This is a genomic window from Streptomyces sp. ID05-39B (genome assembly GCF_033794725.1).
Lineage (GTDB): Bacteria > Actinomycetota > Actinomycetes > Streptomycetales > Streptomycetaceae > Streptomyces > Streptomyces bobili.
The window spans coordinates 22,444-38,956 of record NZ_JARGEF010000052.1 but is presented as its reverse complement, the minus strand read 5'-3'; the positions used below and the strand labels follow the sequence as shown (position 1 = coordinate 38,956).

The 16,513-nt window shown below is 70.6% G+C and carries 23 protein-coding genes and 1 pseudogene; 13 read left to right on the top strand and 11 right to left on the bottom strand.

All coding sequences use genetic code 11. The features are described from left to right. Positions 1 to 496, top strand: a 496-nt coding sequence (locus P1P75_RS14500) for an Hsp70 family protein (RefSeq protein WP_319255287.1), incomplete at its 5' end; no start/stop codon positions are given. Further along, positions 493 to 1,071, top strand: a complete 579-nt coding sequence (gene grpE, locus P1P75_RS14495; RefSeq protein ID WP_319255285.1) for a nucleotide exchange factor GrpE — start codon at positions 493 to 495, stop codon at positions 1,069 to 1,071. The genes P1P75_RS14500 and grpE, both read left to right, overlap by 4 nt. A gap of 82 nt (positions 1,072 to 1,153) precedes the next feature. On the opposite strand, the gene P1P75_RS14490 is transcribed toward grpE, so the two are convergent. From P1P75_RS14490 to P1P75_RS14470, 5 genes are all read right to left on the bottom strand, one after another. Then, complete coding sequence (locus P1P75_RS14490) at positions 1,154 to 1,891, bottom strand: SOS response-associated peptidase (RefSeq protein WP_319255283.1); 738 nt, start codon at positions 1,889 to 1,891, stop codon at positions 1,154 to 1,156. A 151-nt stretch (positions 1,892 to 2,042) separates the two neighbouring features. Then, the gene (locus tag P1P75_RS14485; RefSeq protein ID WP_073491490.1) at positions 2,043 to 2,246 is read right to left on the bottom strand and encodes a cold-shock protein; all 204 of its coding nucleotides are present in this window, start codon (positions 2,244 to 2,246) and stop codon (positions 2,043 to 2,045) included. Between the two features lie 241 nt (positions 2,247 to 2,487). Further along, positions 2,488 to 3,462: an NAD(P)-dependent alcohol dehydrogenase gene (locus P1P75_RS14480; RefSeq protein WP_319255281.1), complete on the bottom strand. Its 975-nt coding sequence runs from the start codon at positions 3,460 to 3,462 to the stop codon at positions 2,488 to 2,490. After that, on the bottom strand, positions 3,459 to 3,665 hold the full coding sequence (locus P1P75_RS14475; protein ID WP_319255291.1) for a helix-turn-helix transcriptional regulator: 207 nt from the start codon (positions 3,663 to 3,665) through the stop codon (positions 3,459 to 3,461). Before P1P75_RS14475 ends, P1P75_RS14480 begins: the two co-directional genes overlap by 4 nt. A gap of 26 nt (positions 3,666 to 3,691) precedes the next feature. Continuing rightward, positions 3,692 to 4,120, bottom strand: a complete 429-nt coding sequence (locus P1P75_RS14470) for a hypothetical protein (RefSeq protein ID WP_319255279.1) — start codon at positions 4,118 to 4,120, stop codon at positions 3,692 to 3,694. Between the two features lie 46 nt (positions 4,121 to 4,166). On the opposite strand from P1P75_RS14470, the gene P1P75_RS14465 reads away from it, so the two are divergent. The 3 genes from P1P75_RS14465 to P1P75_RS14455 all read left to right on the top strand — a co-directional run bounded on the left by P1P75_RS14465 (position 4,167) and on the right by P1P75_RS14455 (position 5,172). Further along, on the top strand, positions 4,167 to 4,310 hold the full coding sequence (locus P1P75_RS14465; RefSeq protein WP_319255277.1) for a hypothetical protein: 144 nt from the start codon (positions 4,167 to 4,169) through the stop codon (positions 4,308 to 4,310). A 23-nt stretch (positions 4,311 to 4,333) separates the two neighbouring features. Then, positions 4,334 to 4,645 carry a hypothetical protein gene (locus P1P75_RS14460; protein WP_319255276.1) on the top strand — a complete coding sequence of 104 codons (312 nt, stop codon included), beginning with the start codon at positions 4,334 to 4,336 and terminating at the stop codon, positions 4,643 to 4,645. 122 nt (positions 4,646 to 4,767) lie between these two features. Next, the gene (locus P1P75_RS14455) at positions 4,768 to 5,172 is read left to right on the top strand and encodes a ChaB family protein (RefSeq protein WP_319255274.1); all 405 of its coding nucleotides are present in this window, start codon (positions 4,768 to 4,770) and stop codon (positions 5,170 to 5,172) included. Positions 5,173 to 5,310: 138 nt separating this feature from the next. Here P1P75_RS14455 and P1P75_RS14450 read toward each other — a convergent pair whose 3' ends face one another. Together P1P75_RS14450 and P1P75_RS14445 are read right to left on the bottom strand one after the other, a co-directional pair. Beyond that, on the bottom strand, positions 5,311 to 5,874 hold the full coding sequence (locus P1P75_RS14450) for a hemerythrin domain-containing protein (protein ID WP_319255272.1): 564 nt from the start codon (positions 5,872 to 5,874) through the stop codon (positions 5,311 to 5,313). Between the two features lie 238 nt (positions 5,875 to 6,112). Further along, complete coding sequence (locus tag P1P75_RS14445) at positions 6,113 to 6,313, bottom strand: DUF2795 domain-containing protein (protein WP_319255270.1); 201 nt, start codon at positions 6,311 to 6,313, stop codon at positions 6,113 to 6,115. Positions 6,314 to 6,536: 223 nt separating this feature from the next. Between P1P75_RS14445 and P1P75_RS14440 the strand changes: the two genes are divergently transcribed. After that, on the top strand, positions 6,537 to 6,896 hold the full coding sequence (locus tag P1P75_RS14440; RefSeq protein WP_319255268.1) for a hypothetical protein: 360 nt from the start codon (positions 6,537 to 6,539) through the stop codon (positions 6,894 to 6,896). A 267-nt stretch (positions 6,897 to 7,163) separates the two neighbouring features. Then, positions 7,164 to 7,454, top strand: a complete 291-nt coding sequence (locus tag P1P75_RS14435) for a hypothetical protein (protein WP_319255266.1) — start codon at positions 7,164 to 7,166, stop codon at positions 7,452 to 7,454. A gap of 292 nt (positions 7,455 to 7,746) precedes the next feature. Here P1P75_RS14435 and P1P75_RS14430 read toward each other — a convergent pair whose 3' ends face one another. Next, entirely contained in the window at positions 7,747 to 9,312 is a 1,566-nt protein-coding gene (locus P1P75_RS14430) for a pectate lyase (protein ID WP_319255264.1), read from the bottom strand. A gap of 1,062 nt (positions 9,313 to 10,374) precedes the next feature. Here P1P75_RS14430 and P1P75_RS14425 point away from each other — a divergent pair. The 3 genes and pseudogenes from P1P75_RS14425 to P1P75_RS14415 all read left to right on the top strand — a co-directional run bounded on the left by P1P75_RS14425 (position 10,375) and on the right by P1P75_RS14415 (position 11,704). Continuing rightward, positions 10,375 to 10,833, top strand: a complete 459-nt coding sequence (locus P1P75_RS14425; protein WP_319255262.1) for an SRPBCC family protein — start codon at positions 10,375 to 10,377, stop codon at positions 10,831 to 10,833. 117 nt (positions 10,834 to 10,950) lie between these two features. Further along, a pseudogene (locus P1P75_RS14420) lies at positions 10,951 to 11,160 on the top strand (sodium-independent anion transporter); the annotation flags it as partial. A 13-nt stretch (positions 11,161 to 11,173) separates the two neighbouring features. Next, positions 11,174 to 11,704: a hypothetical protein gene (locus P1P75_RS14415; RefSeq protein WP_319255260.1), complete on the top strand. Its 531-nt coding sequence runs from the start codon at positions 11,174 to 11,176 to the stop codon at positions 11,702 to 11,704. 30 nt (positions 11,705 to 11,734) lie between these two features. Here the strand turns inward: P1P75_RS14415 and P1P75_RS14410 are convergent, their stop codons facing one another. After that, positions 11,735 to 12,313, bottom strand: coding sequence for a DM13 domain-containing protein (locus P1P75_RS14410; RefSeq protein WP_319255258.1), 579 nt, complete (start codon positions 12,311 to 12,313; stop codon positions 11,735 to 11,737). Between the two features lie 252 nt (positions 12,314 to 12,565). On the opposite strand from P1P75_RS14410, the gene P1P75_RS14405 reads away from it, so the two are divergent. Next, the gene (locus P1P75_RS14405) at positions 12,566 to 13,261 is read left to right on the top strand and encodes a hypothetical protein (protein WP_319255256.1); all 696 of its coding nucleotides are present in this window, start codon (positions 12,566 to 12,568) and stop codon (positions 13,259 to 13,261) included. Between the two features lie 237 nt (positions 13,262 to 13,498). Beyond that, entirely contained in the window at positions 13,499 to 14,428 is a 930-nt protein-coding gene (argB, locus tag P1P75_RS14400; RefSeq protein ID WP_319255254.1) for an acetylglutamate kinase, read from the top strand. Here the strand turns inward: argB and P1P75_RS14395 are convergent. Next, positions 14,413 to 14,943 (bottom strand): GNAT family N-acetyltransferase, encoded by a 531-nt coding sequence (locus P1P75_RS14395; protein WP_319255289.1) that lies wholly within the window; start codon positions 14,941 to 14,943, stop codon positions 14,413 to 14,415. The genes argB and P1P75_RS14395 overlap by 16 nt on opposite strands. 63 nt (positions 14,944 to 15,006) lie before the next feature. After that, positions 15,007 to 15,219 carry an MbtH family protein gene (locus P1P75_RS14390; RefSeq protein ID WP_319255252.1) on the bottom strand — a complete coding sequence of 71 codons (213 nt, stop codon included), beginning with the start codon at positions 15,217 to 15,219 and terminating at the stop codon, positions 15,007 to 15,009. Positions 15,220 to 15,385: 166 nt separating this feature from the next. Here P1P75_RS14390 and P1P75_RS14385 point away from each other — a divergent pair, with 166 nt between their 5' ends. Continuing rightward, positions 15,386 to 16,489, top strand: coding sequence for an alpha/beta hydrolase-fold protein (locus P1P75_RS14385; RefSeq protein ID WP_319255250.1), 1,104 nt, complete (start codon positions 15,386 to 15,388; stop codon positions 16,487 to 16,489). Positions 16,490 to 16,513: the final 24 nt, after the last annotated feature.

Sequence of the window (16,513 nt, the reverse complement as noted above, 5' to 3'; positions counted from 1 at the left end):
GAAGATGACCGTCACCGGCGGCTCCTCGCTGCCGAAGGACGAGGTCGACCGCATGCGCCAGGAGGCCGAGAAGTACGCGGAGGAGGACCACGCCCGCCGTGAGGCCGCCGAGACCCTCAACCACGCCGAGCAGGTCGCCTACCAGACCGAGAAGCTGCTCACCGAGAACGCCGACAACATCCCCGCGGAGGTCCGCGGCGAGGTCGACAGCGCGCTGGCGGAACTGAAGCAGGCGCTGCGGGAGGAACCGGGCGACGGCGATCGGACCGCCGTACTGCGACAGGCCGCCGACAAGGTCACCGCCGCCGCGCAGAAGGTCGGCACCGCCATGTACGCCCAGGCGCAGGCCCAAGGACAGGGACAGGGACAGGGACAGGGACAGGACCAGGGTCAGGGTGCGCAGGCGGCCGGGGGTGCCGGCGGGGCGGCCCAGGAAGACGAGGTCGTCGACGCGGAGATCGTCGACGAGGACAAGCGGCAGGAGGGCACCGGATGACCGGTCCCACCGGCCCCCGCCGCGCCGGCGAGCGCGCGCTGACCGTCGTCCCGGAGCGGCCCCCGAACGCTGTCGGGCTCGAACCGCGTCGTCGGGCGGAGCTGGAGCCCGCCCGGCGGAGCGGCCCGGCTCGCGGCGACACCGACGTGCTGCGCGCCCGGCTACGGGAGCAGGCGGCGGAGCTGCGGCGGGTGAAGGACGAGTACGACAGCTACCGTCGGCGGGTCCGCCGGGAGCGCCGGTCGGTGGGCGGCGTCGCGGTCGCCAACGTGCTCACCGGTCTCCTGCCGGTCCTCGACGCCGTCGACGAGGCCCGCAGGCACCATGACGTCGCCGGGGGTTTCGAGCAGGTCGTCAACCTGCTGGAGGGTCAACTGACCGCGCTGGGCCTGGAGTCCTTCGGCGCACCCGGTGACCCCTTCGATCCCGCCCGGCACGCGGCGGTCTCCTACCGATGCACGGATCAGGTCGAACGCGCCACGTGCTCGGTGGTCCTGCGGCCCGGCTACCGCGTCGGCGAACATCTCCTGCGGCCCGCCGAGGTGGAGGTGACCGGACCGCCGCCTCGCCCGTGAGTCGCGCTCGCCGGGTGGGACCGCCGGGAGACCTGTCGACGCGAGTGCGCGCACCCGCCGCCTGCCTTCCCGTACCCCGCCTTCACACGGGGTCCAGGAGGTGGGGGCCGTTGTTGCCGACGTTGTTGACGGCCGGGGAGACGGGGCGGACATCGAGGTGCCCGCCCGCGGGGCTGCCCAGCAGGGAGCGCAGTTCGTCGGGGTCCTGGTGGGCGGGGTCGAGCCAGGCGTCGTAGTGGTCCTCGGTGAGGGCGAGCGGCATGCGCGGGTGCACACGGCCGGCCGCGTCCGTGGCGTCGGTGGTGATGATGGTGCAGGTCATCAGCCAGGCGGCGGGATCGTCGTCCCGCTTCACCTGCGGGTCGCGCCAGTACTCGTACAGGCCCGCCAGGGCCATGCCCTGACCGTCCTCGGGGTGGATGAAGTAGGGCTGCTTGCGTGTCCTGCCCGTGTCGTCGTCCTTGACCTGCTGCCACTCGTAGAAGCCGTCCGCGGGGAGCAGGCAGCGGCGCCGGGTGAACGCGCGGCGGAAGGCCGGTTTCTCGTGCAGCGTCTCCACCCGGGCGTTGATCATCCGTGCGCCGGTCTTCACGTCCTTGGCCCACGACGGCACCAGGCCCCAGCGCAGCGCCCGCAGCTCACGCCGCGCTTCGGCGTCGTCGTCGGCGCCGCGCGGTGTGCGTTCGAGGACCGCCCATACGTCGTCGGTCGGGGCGACGTTCCAGCTCGGCGCGAGTGTCTCCTCGACCCGTAGGTCGTCGACACGGAAGTGCTGGACGAGGTCCCCGGGACCACGGGTGGAAGCGTAGCGACCGCACATGTGGTCCACTGTGCCACCGGGCCACTCGTTCCGGGCGCCGGCGCGGGCACCCACGGACGCGAACAAGGGCCCGTGCCCGAAGGCACCGGCCCTTGTCTCTCACGTCAGCGACGGCAGGCTGTGCGGCCTGCGCGTGTCATGCCTTGTGTGCTTACAGGGGGCGGACGCGCGAAGCCTGCGGGCCCTTCGGGCCCTGCACGATGTCGAACTCCACCTGCTGGTTCTCCTCCAGGCTGCGGAAGCCGGAGCTGTCGATCTCCGAGTAGTGCACGAAGACGTCCGGCCCGCCGTCGGCCTGGGCGATGAAGCCGAAGCCCTTCTCGGCGTTGAACCACTTGACGGTTCCCTGAGTCATTGCTGCTCCTTACAGGGGCTGGGGTGGGGTGCTCACACCATGTGAGCACCCGGGCCGGTTAACGACGCGGCTGCTCCAGCACAACCTGGAAAACAAGCTTCGCGCCCGCAACATCGTTCTCTGCGAGCATGCGACTGGCACAAACACACAAGTAAAACTGCGACCGGCTTCTCCAACCAGGCTACCGCCGGAATCATTCCGGTTCGCGTCCACCGTCCCGGCGGCGCGGTCGTCGAGCGGCTCAGATCGTGAGGACGAGCTTGCCGCGGGTGCGGCCCTTGCCCCAGTGCCGCACGGCGTCGGCGGCCTCGGCGAGCGGATACGTCCGGTCGATCACCGGAGTGACCTGGCCGGCCTCGATGTACCCGGCCAGCGGCTCGAGGACGTCCCGCGTGGGCTCCTTCACGAAGGGCGCGCGCAGGGTGTGGTTCACGAACGGGGACAGGGCCAGTGCCGCCAGGGTGCGGTGCATGCCTCCGAACCAACGTCCTCCCCCTTCGCCACCGACGATGACGAGGGTTCCGCGCGCCGTGAGGGCACGTCGCAGGTGGGAGAGCGGGCGGTTGCCCGCGGTGTCGAGGACGAGGTCGTAGCGGGGGCCGCCGGCGGTGAAGTCGTCGCGGGTGTAGTCGATGACGTGATCCGCCCCGATCGAGCGGACCAGTTCCACCTTGTCGGTGCCGCAGACGCCGGTGACCTCCGCCTCGAAGACCTTGGCCAGCTGTACGGCGTACGTCCCCACGCCGCCGCCCGCCCCGATGACCAGGACCTTCTGTCCCGGCTGGACACGGCCCTGCTCCCGCAGCGAGTACAGGGCGGTGAAGGCGGAGATCGGCACGGCCGCGACCTGCTCGAAGCCGGCGTTCGGCGGCTTCGGCGCGAGCCTGTCCTCACCCGTGCACGCGTACTCCGCGAAGGAGCCCTCGCAGGTGCCGAAGACCTCGTCGCCGGGCCGGAACCGCGTCACGTTCCGTCCCACCGACTCGACGGTGCCGGCCACGTCCCAGCCGCGTATCCGCAGCTTGGGTCTGCGCAGGCCGAAGCCCATGATGCGGACGGGGTACGGCAGGCCTGTCATGAGGTGCCAGACGCTCGGGTCCACCCCGGCCGCGCGCACCCGGATGAGCACGTCGTCGTCACCGGCCACCGGCTTGTCGACCTCCCTCAGCTCCAGCACCTCGGCGGGGCCGTAGACGTCCTGGACGATCGCCTTCATGTGGTGTCTCCTTCTTCTTCGTCCACGTACTGGAAAACCTTGTCGAGCGGAACTCCGAACACGCGGGCGATCTGGAAGGCCATCTCCAAGGAGGGCGAGTAGCGGCCCTTCTCGATGGCGATGACGGTCTGCCGCGTCACGCCGATCCGGTCGGCCAGTTCCGCCTGTGTCATCTCTGCCTGCGCGAACCGCAGGGCCCTGATCGAGTTGGTGACTCTGGTCGGCTCCCTCACCAAGGCTGGAACCCCCAGCGGTAGGCGGCGATCTTCGCCGTGCAGCCGAGGATCGCCGAGAGGGTGAACCCGGCGTAGATCACATTGGCGATCCAGAAGGGGTCCGCCTCGGCCATGGCCAGGACGAGGGCCGCCACCCCGCCGATGACGACGAACGACTGGCCGATGTATTCGCCGAAGCGGTGGATCTCCCGGTCTCGCTGGTCCTTCGTCCTCGCGCCCTTGGGCGTACCGATCGAGACGAGGACGCTCAGCACGATCGACGCCCCGATCGAGACGCCGACCGCCCACAGCAACGGCGACGCGTACGCCACGTCGGCGACGGGCGTGCCGGCGGCCCGTCCCAGCACGACGCCGAGGTAGGCGGCATAGGTACCGACAGCGAGGATCCCGATGATCCACGCGCGCTTCTCTTCGTGTGTCACACGAGGAATGTAAAGCAGACCAGACATTGAGTAAAGGATTTTTGACATGACCCTCTCCGCCTCGCCCCGCCCCGCCCCGCACCAGCACCAGCACCAGCACCAGCACCAGCACCAGCACGGCCAACTCCGGGAGATCCAGCGGCGCTTCCCGCCGCGACGGGCACCCGACAAATCCGGTTGGCCGCGGTGACGTGATCGGCCAAGCTGGGGGCCATGCCTCGCCGACTCATGTTCGTGCACCTCAAGACCGGTTACGACATCGACCGCGGGCCGGCGTGGATCGGATGGGTGGACTTCTCCAAGACCTGGAAGACCGCCTACTTCCACGGCCGAACCCTGCGGCGGGGTACCGGACGCGGCCTTTTCGACGCCAACTTCTACGACGTCGAGACCCACGACGAGTTCTGGATCTCCGGGCCGAGACACGACCGCGGCGACCTGCGGTACGGGCCCGGGCAGCCGACCGTGGAGGACGACGCGGAAGACGCTTACGGAGCGTTTCTCCGGGCCTCCGAACCCGCGTGACCAGGAGCCAGAGGCCAACACCCCGAAGACGCGTACGCCCCGGCCGCCTCGCTCCGTCGATACCCCGGCCCCGTCACGGGAACCCGGCCGGCAGGGCAGCCGTATCCGCGGAGGTGAGTCACATGCCCGGACGACAGGAACTGCCGTCGACCCTCGAACGCTCCTCTCAGGAGGCCCAGCGCACCTGGATCAAGGCCCATGACTCGGGCGTCGACCAGTACGGGGAGGGCGAGCGGGCCCATCGGGTCGCCTACGGGGCGCTCAAACACACGCACGAGAAGGTCGGCGACCACTGGGAGCGCAAGGAGGGCGGCCGCAAGGGTCCCTCGGATCCGCAGTCGGCCCGCCCCCGTCAGCAGGGTGGACGCAGCGGGGAGGGCGTCGACGAGCAGGCCACCAAGGAGCATCTCTACGATCTCGCGCGGCAACTGGACATCGACGGGCGCTCCCGCATGTCGAAGCCCGAACTGCTCGACGCGATCCGCAAGGCCAACCGGTCCCGCACACGCGAATCCCGGGGGAGCTGACCGCGCTCGCACGTCACGGCGCGCCACCTCCGTGTGGGGTGGCGCGCCGTGACGTGTGACGGCGACCGGGCCGGGCGGGCCGGACCGCTGGGCTCCGCGACCGCCCTGGACAGGGCAGAACATCCAGGAGGGGTCCGGTCATCCCTGCTTTCCGCGGCCGGAGAGCATGTCGCGGAGGCGGTCGACCATGCCGGTGCCGGGGTCGAGGATCTTGTTCGCCGGCGGGGTGTCCGGTGCGGACGGGTGCGGACGGGTGGGGGCGTTCTTCTTCGCAGTGCGGACCTTGTCGCCCAGTTCCGCCAGCGCGGTGCCGGAGCAGACCTCGGCGAGCATCGGGAAGAGGCGGTTCTCCTCGCCGCTGACGTGCGCGGTGACGGAGTTCTTCAGCTCCGTGATCAGCGCGTCGAAGCGGCCGTCACCTGGCCGGCACCCTTCGAGTTCCTTGAGCATGCGCTCGACCTCGGCATGCTCGGCGATCTCCTCGTCGGCGAGGTCGTCCCCGTCGTCGACGTACCGGCGCACCGTCGGGTACAGGTACTGCTCCTCGGCCACCGAGTGGCGGACCAGTTCCATGGTGAGCCGGTCCGCCAGTTCGCGTCGCTGGGGGTCGGTCGCCGGCAGCGCCTCGATCTGCTCGAAGAGGGCGTCCACCTCGCGGTGGTCCGCGGTCAGTTCCTGGATGACGTTGCCGCCGTGTGCCATGGGTTCTCCACTCCTTGTCGTGCTGAGACCGGGTGCCGACCGGCCGTCCCCGCGTGTGCGCAGGCGCGCCGTCCGCGTCCTCCTGCGGCGGAGGCGGGAACGGCCGCCGTTCCCCGAGCGCCCCGCCTGCTCGGCGCCCAGGACCTATCCCTCCCCCGCGTGCTCCCGCTGCCTCGCGATGCCCCGCCCCTTCACTCCGGCGGCCGACAGGATCCTTCGCGTCCGGTGTCCGCGGGACTCACCCGGCGGGGCCGGAGCGGAGCGCGTCGACGATCTCGGTGGTGTTGGCGTACCGGCCGCCGTCGTCCGGCAGCCCGCGCGCGGCCTCCAGCACGGGCTCGGGCGCGTGGTGCGCCTCCAGGCCGTCCAGCACGGTGCGCCGGTCGGCCGGGAAGGCGGTCCGTTCGAGGTGGCGTGGTGTCAGGAATGAGAGCTGCACGCTTCCTCCTTGTTCGTCCCCTTCCCCGGCCGAGTGCCCGGAGGACGACGAGGGACACGCGGCCGTTCGGCTGCTTCGCCGTCCCCGGGGAGCACGCGGTGCCCGCCATGACGTACGACTGCGGCATCCGCGCGTACGGCGTCGGCCGCGCGCCGCATCACGGAGCCGGGACGGGGTAGTCCGGATGTGAACCGTTCGACAGCAGAGGGGATGGACGACCGTGATGGTGTCCCACGTACTCGAACAGGACGTGCTCGTCATCACGGTGCACGACGACCCCGGCATCGGCGGCCGGGCCGCACTGCTCGCCGAGATCAGCGATCTCATCGAGGGACTCCTGCCGGCCTCCGTCGTCATCGTCCTCGACGAGGCGGCGACGACCGAGGCGACGGTCGGCGTGATCCTGCGGGCGCACCGCCTGTGCGACCGTCTCGGCCTGGTGATGTCCGTGGCCACCCACAGTGCCCCCGCCCGACGCCTGCTCGACGAGGCCAACGCCGAGACAGGCGGGATCCGCCTGATCATCCACGCCCGCGCCGACATCGCCATCGCCACGGCCACCGCACTGACCACGGCCGCGTGAGGCACCGCCGTCTCCGACGACGTGCGTGCGTGGCGCGTGTGTTCATGCGTGCGTGCGTGCGTGCGGTGAGCCCTTACTCCGTGCCATGAGCCCCTACGCGGCCTCGGTCGCGAGTCTCGAAGCCGCCCCGGCCGTCGGGGCGCACCTCGCGCACGACGCCGAGGCAGCGCGCGATAGGCCCGGCGGGTCATGCCTGCGGGTGCACCGTCACTCGCGCCGCACGGTTCAGGACGGTGCGCGGGTCGCCGCCAGGAACGTGGTGACCAGATGGCGGGCCCGGTCGCCGGAGGCCGGCTGGGCGCTGAAGATGGCGCGGTGGTACAGCGCACCGAGCAGGAGATCGAGCGCGGCGAACTGCTCTCCGTGACCTTCGTGATCTCCTACCTGTCCTTCAGCGTGCCCGCTGTGATCGCCGGAGCCGCGGCCACCCACACCGGCCTGCACGACACCTTCGTCCCCTACGCCGCCACGGTCGCCTTCCTCTCCGCCCTCGCCCTGCTCGCCCAGTGGCTGCGCGCCCACCGCACCCCCGGCCACAAGGTCTGCCCGCAGGCGTGACCCTCCAGCCCCGCTCCTCACTGGCGACGGCTCCGTGCGAGCACATGGACGCCGGCAGGATGTCCGGGATCCCCCGCGGCTGCGGGGTCCGGAGACCGACGACGCGCCGACCGGCTGAGCGGGAACGGGACGGTGCCGGGCGGACACCCGGCACCGTCTTCCGTCTGATCCCCGGCGGCCCGCCGCTCACTGTCCCCAAGTACGCTGCCGCGCATCCGACTTCGACCGTCGAGCGGTCCGTCCGGCCGACGCCGGACAGCGCGGGCCGGCGGACTGCTTGGGCGCGCTTCTCCTACGTGTAGGTCTCGAACTCGGCGACCCTGGGTGTGCCGTTCGAACCGGTGATCTCGAAGGTGACCTTGCTCAGCGAGGTCCGCGGGAAAGAGATGACGCCCGCGCCGCTGCCCGAGGTGAGAACGGCACCGGTGTCAGCGTTGATCACCTTCCAGGCCCCGATGACACCCGCCGATCCTGCCGCCTCCCGGATGTTGACCTTGGAGACGGAGGTGGCGGAGCCCCACTTGATCGAGATGGCACCGGTCGAACCGGCCGGTGACCAGTACGTGTTCAGGACACCGTCGCGTACGTTGCCGTAGCTCGTGCCGTCGGCCTTGCTGGAGCCGTCCGAACCGGCCCCGATGCTCAGGTTGGTCCCGCTCGGCTGGCTCGGTCCGGACGTGGGGCTCGCCGTCGGGGTGGGCGTGGAGGACGTGGGCGGGGTGGACGTGGACGGGGTCGGCGTGGGTGACTGCACGGTGCAACTGCCGTTCGACACCTGGAGACCCTTGCCGGCGCCGGCCGTACGGCTCACGACGTCCGGCACACAGGCGGCGGAGTCGAGCGTGTAGGCGTAGGGGATGCTGACCGTGGTGTTGGACTGCGGGTTGGGTCCGGCCGGCTTGTTGTCGGTGCCGGGGGCCGACCAGGTCACGTTGTCGAAAACGTTTCCGCCGACCTGCCAGTAGCCGGCCGCGTCCGTGTAGAAGGTGCCCAGGACGTCCTTGGAGTCCTCGAAGTAGTTGTTGTCCACCTTCGCGCGCGCCCCGGCACGGGAGTTGATGCCGGACTCGTTCAGGCTCACGTAGTGGTTGTTGTACATGTGGGCCACTCCGCCGCGCAGCAGGGGCGCCCGGGAGTCGATGTTCTGGTACAGGTTGTGATGGAACGTGATGTAGCTGTTGGAGACGTCACTCTCGCTGGAACCGATCAGACCACCGCGGCCGGAGTTGCGCAGGGTGCTGTACGACAGCGTCACGTACTGGGTGTTGTCCTTCATGTCGAAGAGGCCGTCGAATCCTTCCGACTCCCCGCCCGACGCCTCCAGGCTCGCGTGATCGACCCAGACGTTACGGACGCCGCTCTCCATGCCGATGGCGTCGCCGCCGTTGGAGGTGGGCGAGCCCGACTTCTTCACGTTCTTGATCGTCACGTTCTGGATGATGATGTTGCTGGCCTCACGGATGTGGATGCCCAGCTGGTCGAAGACGGCTCCGCTGCCGACGCCGACGATGGTGACGTTGCTGATCTGCTTCAGCTCGATCACACCGGCGGCGGTGTTGCAGCTCGTGCCGGACACCTTGGCGGTGTTGGCGTGATTGATGGTCCCCTCGACCTCGATGGTGATCGGGGTACTGCTGCTGGCCCGGCCGCACAGTGCCGCGTGGATCGCGGTTCCGGTGGTGGCTCGGACCGTCTGACCACCGGCTCCGCCGGTGGTCCCGCCGTTCTGAGTCGCGAAACCGGTTGCGGTACCGGTCGCCGCCGATGCCTCCGGCATCGACAGCACGACACCTACGCCGGCCGCGACGGCCATCGCGGCTGATGCGGCGGAGAGCCGTAGAGCGACACTTCTCTGCATGGATGTCTCCTGATTCTCTGTTTCTGCCTGACCCAAGTTGCTGCCGCACACAGCGTTTGCTTGTCGATGTACCGTCAATTCGGGCGGATGAGCCACCCGCCACCCACGCCACACCCTGTCCCGGCGTCACCTCGGACGCGGGTCGATAGAGGGCCTGCGTGACCGCTCCAGGTCACCCCCGGATCATCGGCGGCTCATGCACGAGTCGCGGCGCCCACCGCGACGATCACGCTTTCCCACAACAGTCCCCGGCTCCGGGAAAGCGCTTTCCGTGGGGCGACCATAGGGGCCCCGCGGCACGGTGGCAAGGGTCTGAACAGGCTGAGCCAGAGGGAGGGGAAACCGCTTACAGGCCCGTTCCACCTTGCGCCTCACGGCATCGCACGGGCGTCAGCGGTCGCCGCGACTCACGCCATGACGTTGCTGACGCAAACGATTGATCCAGATGTCGAGCCTCTTCCGTCACAACGAAGCCTTCCAGAGAGCGCAGGGCTCGACCCCGCCAGCGTTCCCATACGTGAACCTGGATGATGTACGTGATTGCCGAAGGGCGCCGGACGGTCGTCCGAAGCGGTCCGGACCGAATGCGACAGCCGAACGTGACAGCCGAGGACGGCACGCCGCCGCACGGCAGCCTGGGCGGGCGGTTCCGGCAGCGCCGTACGTGGTTCCGTCGGGGCCACCCTGGAGGACACCCGGCAGGTCATGGCCATGGCCGCGCAGGGCCGGATCCGCGGCTGCGTCGAAGCGGAGACCCCCTCGACCAGGTCAACGAGGCGCTGGACCGGCCGGCCCAGGGCTCGGTCGTCAGACGCCTGGTCATCGTCCCGTAGCGCACTACCGCACCCGCACCTGCTCCTGCTCCTGCTCCTGCTCCCGGCGACTCGTCCCGCGTGCCGCACGCGGGCGGCCGGCGTGCGGCACGCTGGGCACCGGCCTCGCGGTTCTGCCGCTCGTCGCGCGCGATCGCCCATGGTCCCGTAGGGTCGCGGTGCCGCTGGGCACAACGGGCAGTGGCGGCGCGTTCCTTGGCGCGTGCGGGTCGACCGATCGGGAGTGCCGATGTCAGGACAGTTCGAGGCGAACGTCGAGATCGACCGGCCCGTCGGGGAGGTGTTCGCCTACCTCGCCGACGGGCGCAACGATCCGCAGTTCAGTCCCCGGGTGCTGAGGATCGAGCGGGTCCCCGACGCCCCGACCACCGTGGGCACCGTCTTTCGCAGCACCGTCAAGGACGCCGGGATGAAGTCCGGCCGGGAGTTCCGCATCACCGCCCTGGATGCCCCGGTCACGATCCGGTGGGCCGAGGTGTCGAAGAACGCCGTCATGGCTCGCGAAGGCGGCTACGACCTGGAGCCGCTGCCGGACGGCGGGACCCGTGTCCGTCTCTTCAACGTGCTGGAAGGCCACGGCGTGGGCAAGCTGCTGGTCGGTCTGGCACTCGCCGCCGCACGCAAGGACGCCGATGGATTCGGTGCCCGGATCAAGGCGGCGGCGGAGGCGGCGATCGCGCCGAGGTGACACTCGCGGTGATCCGCGCCGGCCCCGAGTGTGTGGTCCCGCGCTCAGGGCATCGGCGTCCGCGTGAGCCGCTCGGCGAGAGTGGCCGCGAACTCCTCCGCCCGCGCCGGCTGCTGGGTGGTGTTCTTCCCCAGGGTCACCAGGGCGGTCCCGGCCCCGCTGGTGTCCATCGTCGCCCTCACCGTCATCACCGTCATCACCGTCGCGGCGGGCATCGCGGTGCCCACCATCGGCGACAAGGGCGACCTCCCGTCCGCGCTCCCGGTGCCCGGCCTGCCGGACGTGCCGTTCACACTGGACACCCTGACCACCATCGCGCCGTACGCGGGCCATGGCCCGCGTGTGCGACGGTCGCGCCGGACCGGGCGGGCGATGTGTGAAGTGGCTGCGCAAGATCACGGTCGTCGACACCCCTTTCACCGGCTTCCAGCAATCCGTGGCCTACCGGATGAGGCAGGTCCCCGAGGAGGAGGGTGAGCCGGTCACCCGCATCGCTCCCCGGGCGCTGCTGATCCCGCCGGGCTTCCCCGACTTCATGACACGTACGCGGGTGGTGTCCGTGGGGCCGGTCACGCTGGAGGGACGCGCCTGGTCGGGACACGCCCCGGTCACCTCGGTGGAGGTCGGCACGGACGACGGACCGACCTGGCGGAGCGCCGCACTCGAACCCGGTCAGGGACATCGACGGGCCTGGCGGCGCTGGTCGTGCACCTGGTCCGCCGCTCCGGGCGACCATGTCCTGAGCGTCCGTGCGCACGACCGGGCCGGGAACAGCCAGCCGCTCCAACAGCCGTGGAAACGGGGCGGGTTTGCCGGCAACCTCGTTCAGCGGGTGCCGGTGTTCTGCTCGGACCCGGCCGACCTGACATGACGGTACGAGTCGGCCGATGGCCGAAGGCGGTCAGGCGGCGGCGAGTTCGAGTTCGGCCGCGCCGAACGACACGTCGAACCGGTCGCACCAGATGCTCACGCTGCTGTAGGCCGAAGGATCCACGCCCTCGGGAAGGGCGTAGTTCTGGCTTCCCTTGTTGCCCTTGAGTCTGCCGAGGCTGACGTACTCGCCGTCGTCGAAGACGTGCCAGCCGGCCTGGCCCTGCTTCACCGGTGCGTCGGTCAGCCAGACGCGCAGGTCCGGTCCGTTGCTGGTGTCCAGGTTCTCCAGCCGGACGACATGGGTGCCGTCGGCCAGCCGTACGAGCTTCACCGTGCCCGACGTCTCGTGCTCATGGCTGATCAGGTCACCGCTCGCCAGCGTGTGCGGGCCGGGGGCCGGGGCCGGTGACCGTGAGGGCTCGTCCGAGGTTGCCGCCACGGGTGGCGCCGAACTGATCACCACTTCGGGCAGGGCCTCTTCGACGGTCTCGTCCTGCCACAGTTTCCACGGCTGGAACCAGTACAGACCGAATCCGACGCCACCCACCGCCACCACCAGCACCGCGATGACCCATGGCCCGGTCAGTACTTTGCGCACGCGCCCCATCTTCGCCCCGCCTTCCGAGAGTTCACCCTGTCGCCCTCCCATTCAACAGAGCGGGGACGGCCGTTACCCGCCCCAGGCCGATGACGGAATCCTTACGTCGTGCCGGTGCCGGTGTTCGAACAGTGGCAACGCGGTGATGACCGAGGTCGACAGTTGGGAGGTTTCGCTCCGTAGTATCACTACGAAACATCGCCGTTCATGTCGTGGGTGGGGCCCGCGACCTGTCTGGTCCTATCAAGGAGCGTGAGCGTCATGTCTGAGACCACCACCCAGACAAACGGGGTGACCAGCCAGTATGCGGCTCAGGTCGCCAGTGACCTGGAGCGCAACCTCAAGGAGTACGACCGCGTCGCCGCCGAGGTCGCCGTTCTCCAGGAGCAGTTGGCGTCCCTGGAGAAGGACCGCGCGGTGCTGCTGAACGTGCAGCAGGCGCTCGGCGTCGAGTCTGCGACCGCGTCCGCGGTCGAGCACACCACGGCGGTTCCCGCCCCCCGGAAGAAGGCCTCGGCCGGCGCCTCCCGCCAGTCGAAGGGGAAGAAGCCCGAAGCGGCGGCTCCGAAGGCGGCCGACAAGCAGACGGCTTCCCGCAGGACGTCGCCCAAGCCTGCCCCGAAGACAGCTCCCAAGACAGCTCCCAAGGCCGCCCCGAAGGCTGACCAGCCCTCGCTCGTCACCCTGGTCCGCGAGCACCTCGCCGGCCAGAGCGAACCGCGCTCCGCCGCCGAGGTCGCCCAGTCACTGGGGCAGCAGCACCCCGAACGCGGCATCAAGACAACGGTCGTGCGCACCACCCTCGAAGGCCTCGTCGCCAAGAACCGCGCCCAGCGCAGCAAGCAGGGCTCGTCCGTCTTCTACACCTCCCCCGATGCGTCCGCCTCGGCCACGAGCAGGGAAGGCGCCAAGGAAGAGGTCGAGGAAGGCGCCCCGCAGGAGACTCGGTCCGCGTAGAGCGGGGCCGTCCTGCTCCCGCGTCCGCCGGGTCCACAAGGTCGCCGCGCTCATCGCGCGGCGACCTCGACTCCCCTCACCGACATGGCAGTTGGCGTTAGGCATGTCTCACCGAGTCGGCCGGGATTCCACCCACCACCGCCTGTTAGTTAGGTTAGGCTTAGCTAAAAGGCTCTGCGAGGGTGCGGCCCGTGCCATCGGGACGACCGGCTCGCCGCACAGGACGGTGGTGGGGAGATGAGTCCGGTCGTCGCGCGGAGCACGGACGGTGATCCGGCCGCCGGGCCGCTGATCCGGCCCCAGGAATCGCGGGGCGGTGTGGTCGTGGTCAAGTTCGGCGGCAACGCCATGGTGGACGCGGACCTGCAACGGACCTTCGCCCAGGACATGGTGGAGCTGCGGCGCGCGGGCCTGCGCCCGGTCGTCGTGCACGGCGGCGGACCGCAGATCAGCTCGATGCTGGACCGCCTCGGACTGGAGACCCGCTTCGAGGCGGGGCTGCGGGTCACCACGCCCGAGACCATGGACGTGGTGCGCATGGTGCTGAGCGGCCGGGTTCAGCGGGAGCTGGTCGGCCACATCAACGCGCACGGGCCCCTCGCCGTGGGGATGACCGGCGAGGACGCGCACACCATGACCGCCGTGCGGCGGGCGGCGCGGGTGGACGGCAGGCCGGTGGACATCGGTCTCGTCGGCGACATCGTGGAGGTGAACCCCGCGATGGTGAGCACGCTCCTGGAGCAGGGGCACATCCCCGTCGTCTCCCCCGTGGCGCGTGGCGCGGACGGGGAGGTCTACAACGTCAACGCCGACCTCGCGGCCTCGGCGCTGGCCGTGGCCCTCCACGCCGAGCGGCTGGTGGTGCTCACGGATGTGGCGGGGCTGTACGCGGACTGGCCGCACAGCACCGAAGTGATCGAGCGCCTGACGGCAGACGCGCTGGAGGAACTGCTACCGGGGCTGGCGAGCGGGATGCTGCCGAAGATGGAGGGCTGCCTGCGGGCCGTCCGCGGCGGCGTGCGCAGGGCGCAGGTGCTCGACGGCCGGGTGCCGCACGCGGTACTGGACGGCATCCTCGGCGAGACCGGCCCCGGCACCACCGTGGTGCCCGGCACCACCATGGTTCCGGGCACCGGTCCGGACCGGGGTGCTCACCCCGGCGGTTGAAGGGCCTTCCGCAGAATCCGCGCGTCGCGCCTCGGGTCCAGGGACTGCGTCCAGGAGGCGGGCGCCAGGCGGGCGGTCGTGGGCACGAAGCCGAACCGGAGGAACAGGCCGCCACCGCCGGTCGTCGCGGTGAACAGGGTGCCGAGCGACCGGGCGCGCGCCGCGGCCAGCACGGCGCGCAGGAGCGTGGCTCCCACGCCGCCTCCCTGCCGCCGCCCGGCCACGCAGAAGTTGTACACGACGCCGTCGGGGCCCTGTTCCTCCCCCGGTTCGGCCGGGTGCACGCGGAGCCCCACGCAGCCGTCGAGGGTGCCGTCGGGGCCCTCCGTCACGAGGAAGTCCGCCGCGTGGGCGGCGTAGAGCGAGACAGGACGTTCCCGCAGGGCACCCGAGCGCACGAAGGGCTGGGACAGGCCGGCCAGTGCGGTGGCGTCCTCCGGTCGGGCGGTGCGGACGGGGCACGTGGGTGCGAGAAGCGCGTGGGAGCGCGCGGCGGGGCGCCGCCTTGCCGTGATCAAGGTCTTCCTTCCTCGGTCGGGGGCCGCCGGTCTCCCCCGGTTCGCGGTTCGCCGCGTCGGTCAGCTGTCCATGGTCGCCGCGAGGGAGCGGGGGCGCAGATCCGTCCAGTGGGACTCGACGAAGTCCAGGCAGGCTTCCCGGGTGTTCTCGGGGAAGGCGGTCGCCCATCCTCCGGGCACCTCGGCGAAGGACGGCCAGAGGGAGTACTGACCCTCGTCGTTCACCAGGACCAGGAATCGGCCTTCGTTGTCGTCGAAGGGGTTGGTGCTCATGCTCGGTGCCTCCTCGGGTGCGGCGCGAGGGCGAGGCTCGGGCGGCCCTCGACGCCCCTCGGGGGAGAGGGGTCGACGGGGATGGAAAGAAGCATCTAATTAGGTTAGCCTCGCCTAATTAGTGATCAGCTTAGCCTTCCAACTTCCCTCTCACAAGGAGACGTTCATGCACCTGGTGAACGAACAGGAGAACGTCTTCGCCGAGTTCGGCCTGCCCGGCAGACCCGGCACCGACGCCTTCTGGGCAGCGGTCGGGACGCCCCTGTGGGTACCCGCCCGCGACGGCAGCGGTGACTGGGACACCCTGTTCCTGTGGCGCGGATCCGCGGCGAGCGTCGAGTTCGAGAGCTGGTCGGAGCCGGTGTCCCTGCGCCGGTGGGCCGACTCGGACTGCTGGTACGCCGAGGTACGCATGCCGGCCCGGCTGCGGGTGACGTACCGGATCCTCGTGGGCGACTCGGGGTACGCCGACCCGTTCAACCCGGTCGGCGTCGGCGGTGACCGGTCCATCGCCGCGGTCCCGGACGCCCCGGCCCAGCCGCACTGGCCCGTCCTGGGCTCCGCCGACGTCCTGCCCCTCCCCCGCATCCGGGTCCGCATGACCGGCGGTCGGCTCGGGGGGCGGCGTACCGTACGCGTCCACCCGGTGGGCGGTGGCGGACCGGTGGTCCTGCTCCTCGACGGGGACGACTGGCTGCACCTGCACCCTGCGATGACCGCGTTCGACTCCGCCGTCGCCGGTGGCGCGATGCCCCCGGTCACCCTCGTCTTCCTGCCGGCCAAGGACAGGGAAGCCGAGTTCGGGTGCGAGCCCGGACTGTGGGAGGCCGTCCGGGACGAACTGCTGCCGCTGGTGGCGGAGAGCGGCGTATCCGCCGACCCGGACCGGCTGGTGGTCGCCGGACAGAGCCTCGGCGGGCTGAGCGCGATGTACGCGGCCCTGGAGTTCCCGGACCTGGTCTCGCGCGTCGCCTGCCAGTCGGGGTCGTTCTGGTGGACGCCCGAGGCCACGGGGTCGGCCGACCCGCTGGGCGGTCCGCTCGGCGGCGTCATCGCCGCGCGCCTGCGGGAGCGGCCCGACCTGTCCGGGCTGCGCGTGGCCTTCGACGTGGGGGAACACGAGGCGGCCATGCTGCCCCACTGCGAACTCACCGAGACGCTGACCGAGCGGGCCGGCGCGGCCGTACGGGTCTCCCGGTCGCCGTCGGGCCACGACCGGGTGGGCTGGCGGCACGCCCTCCTCAGGGATGTCGCCTGGGCGCTGTCCTGACAGGGCAGCGGGCCGCGGCCGGGC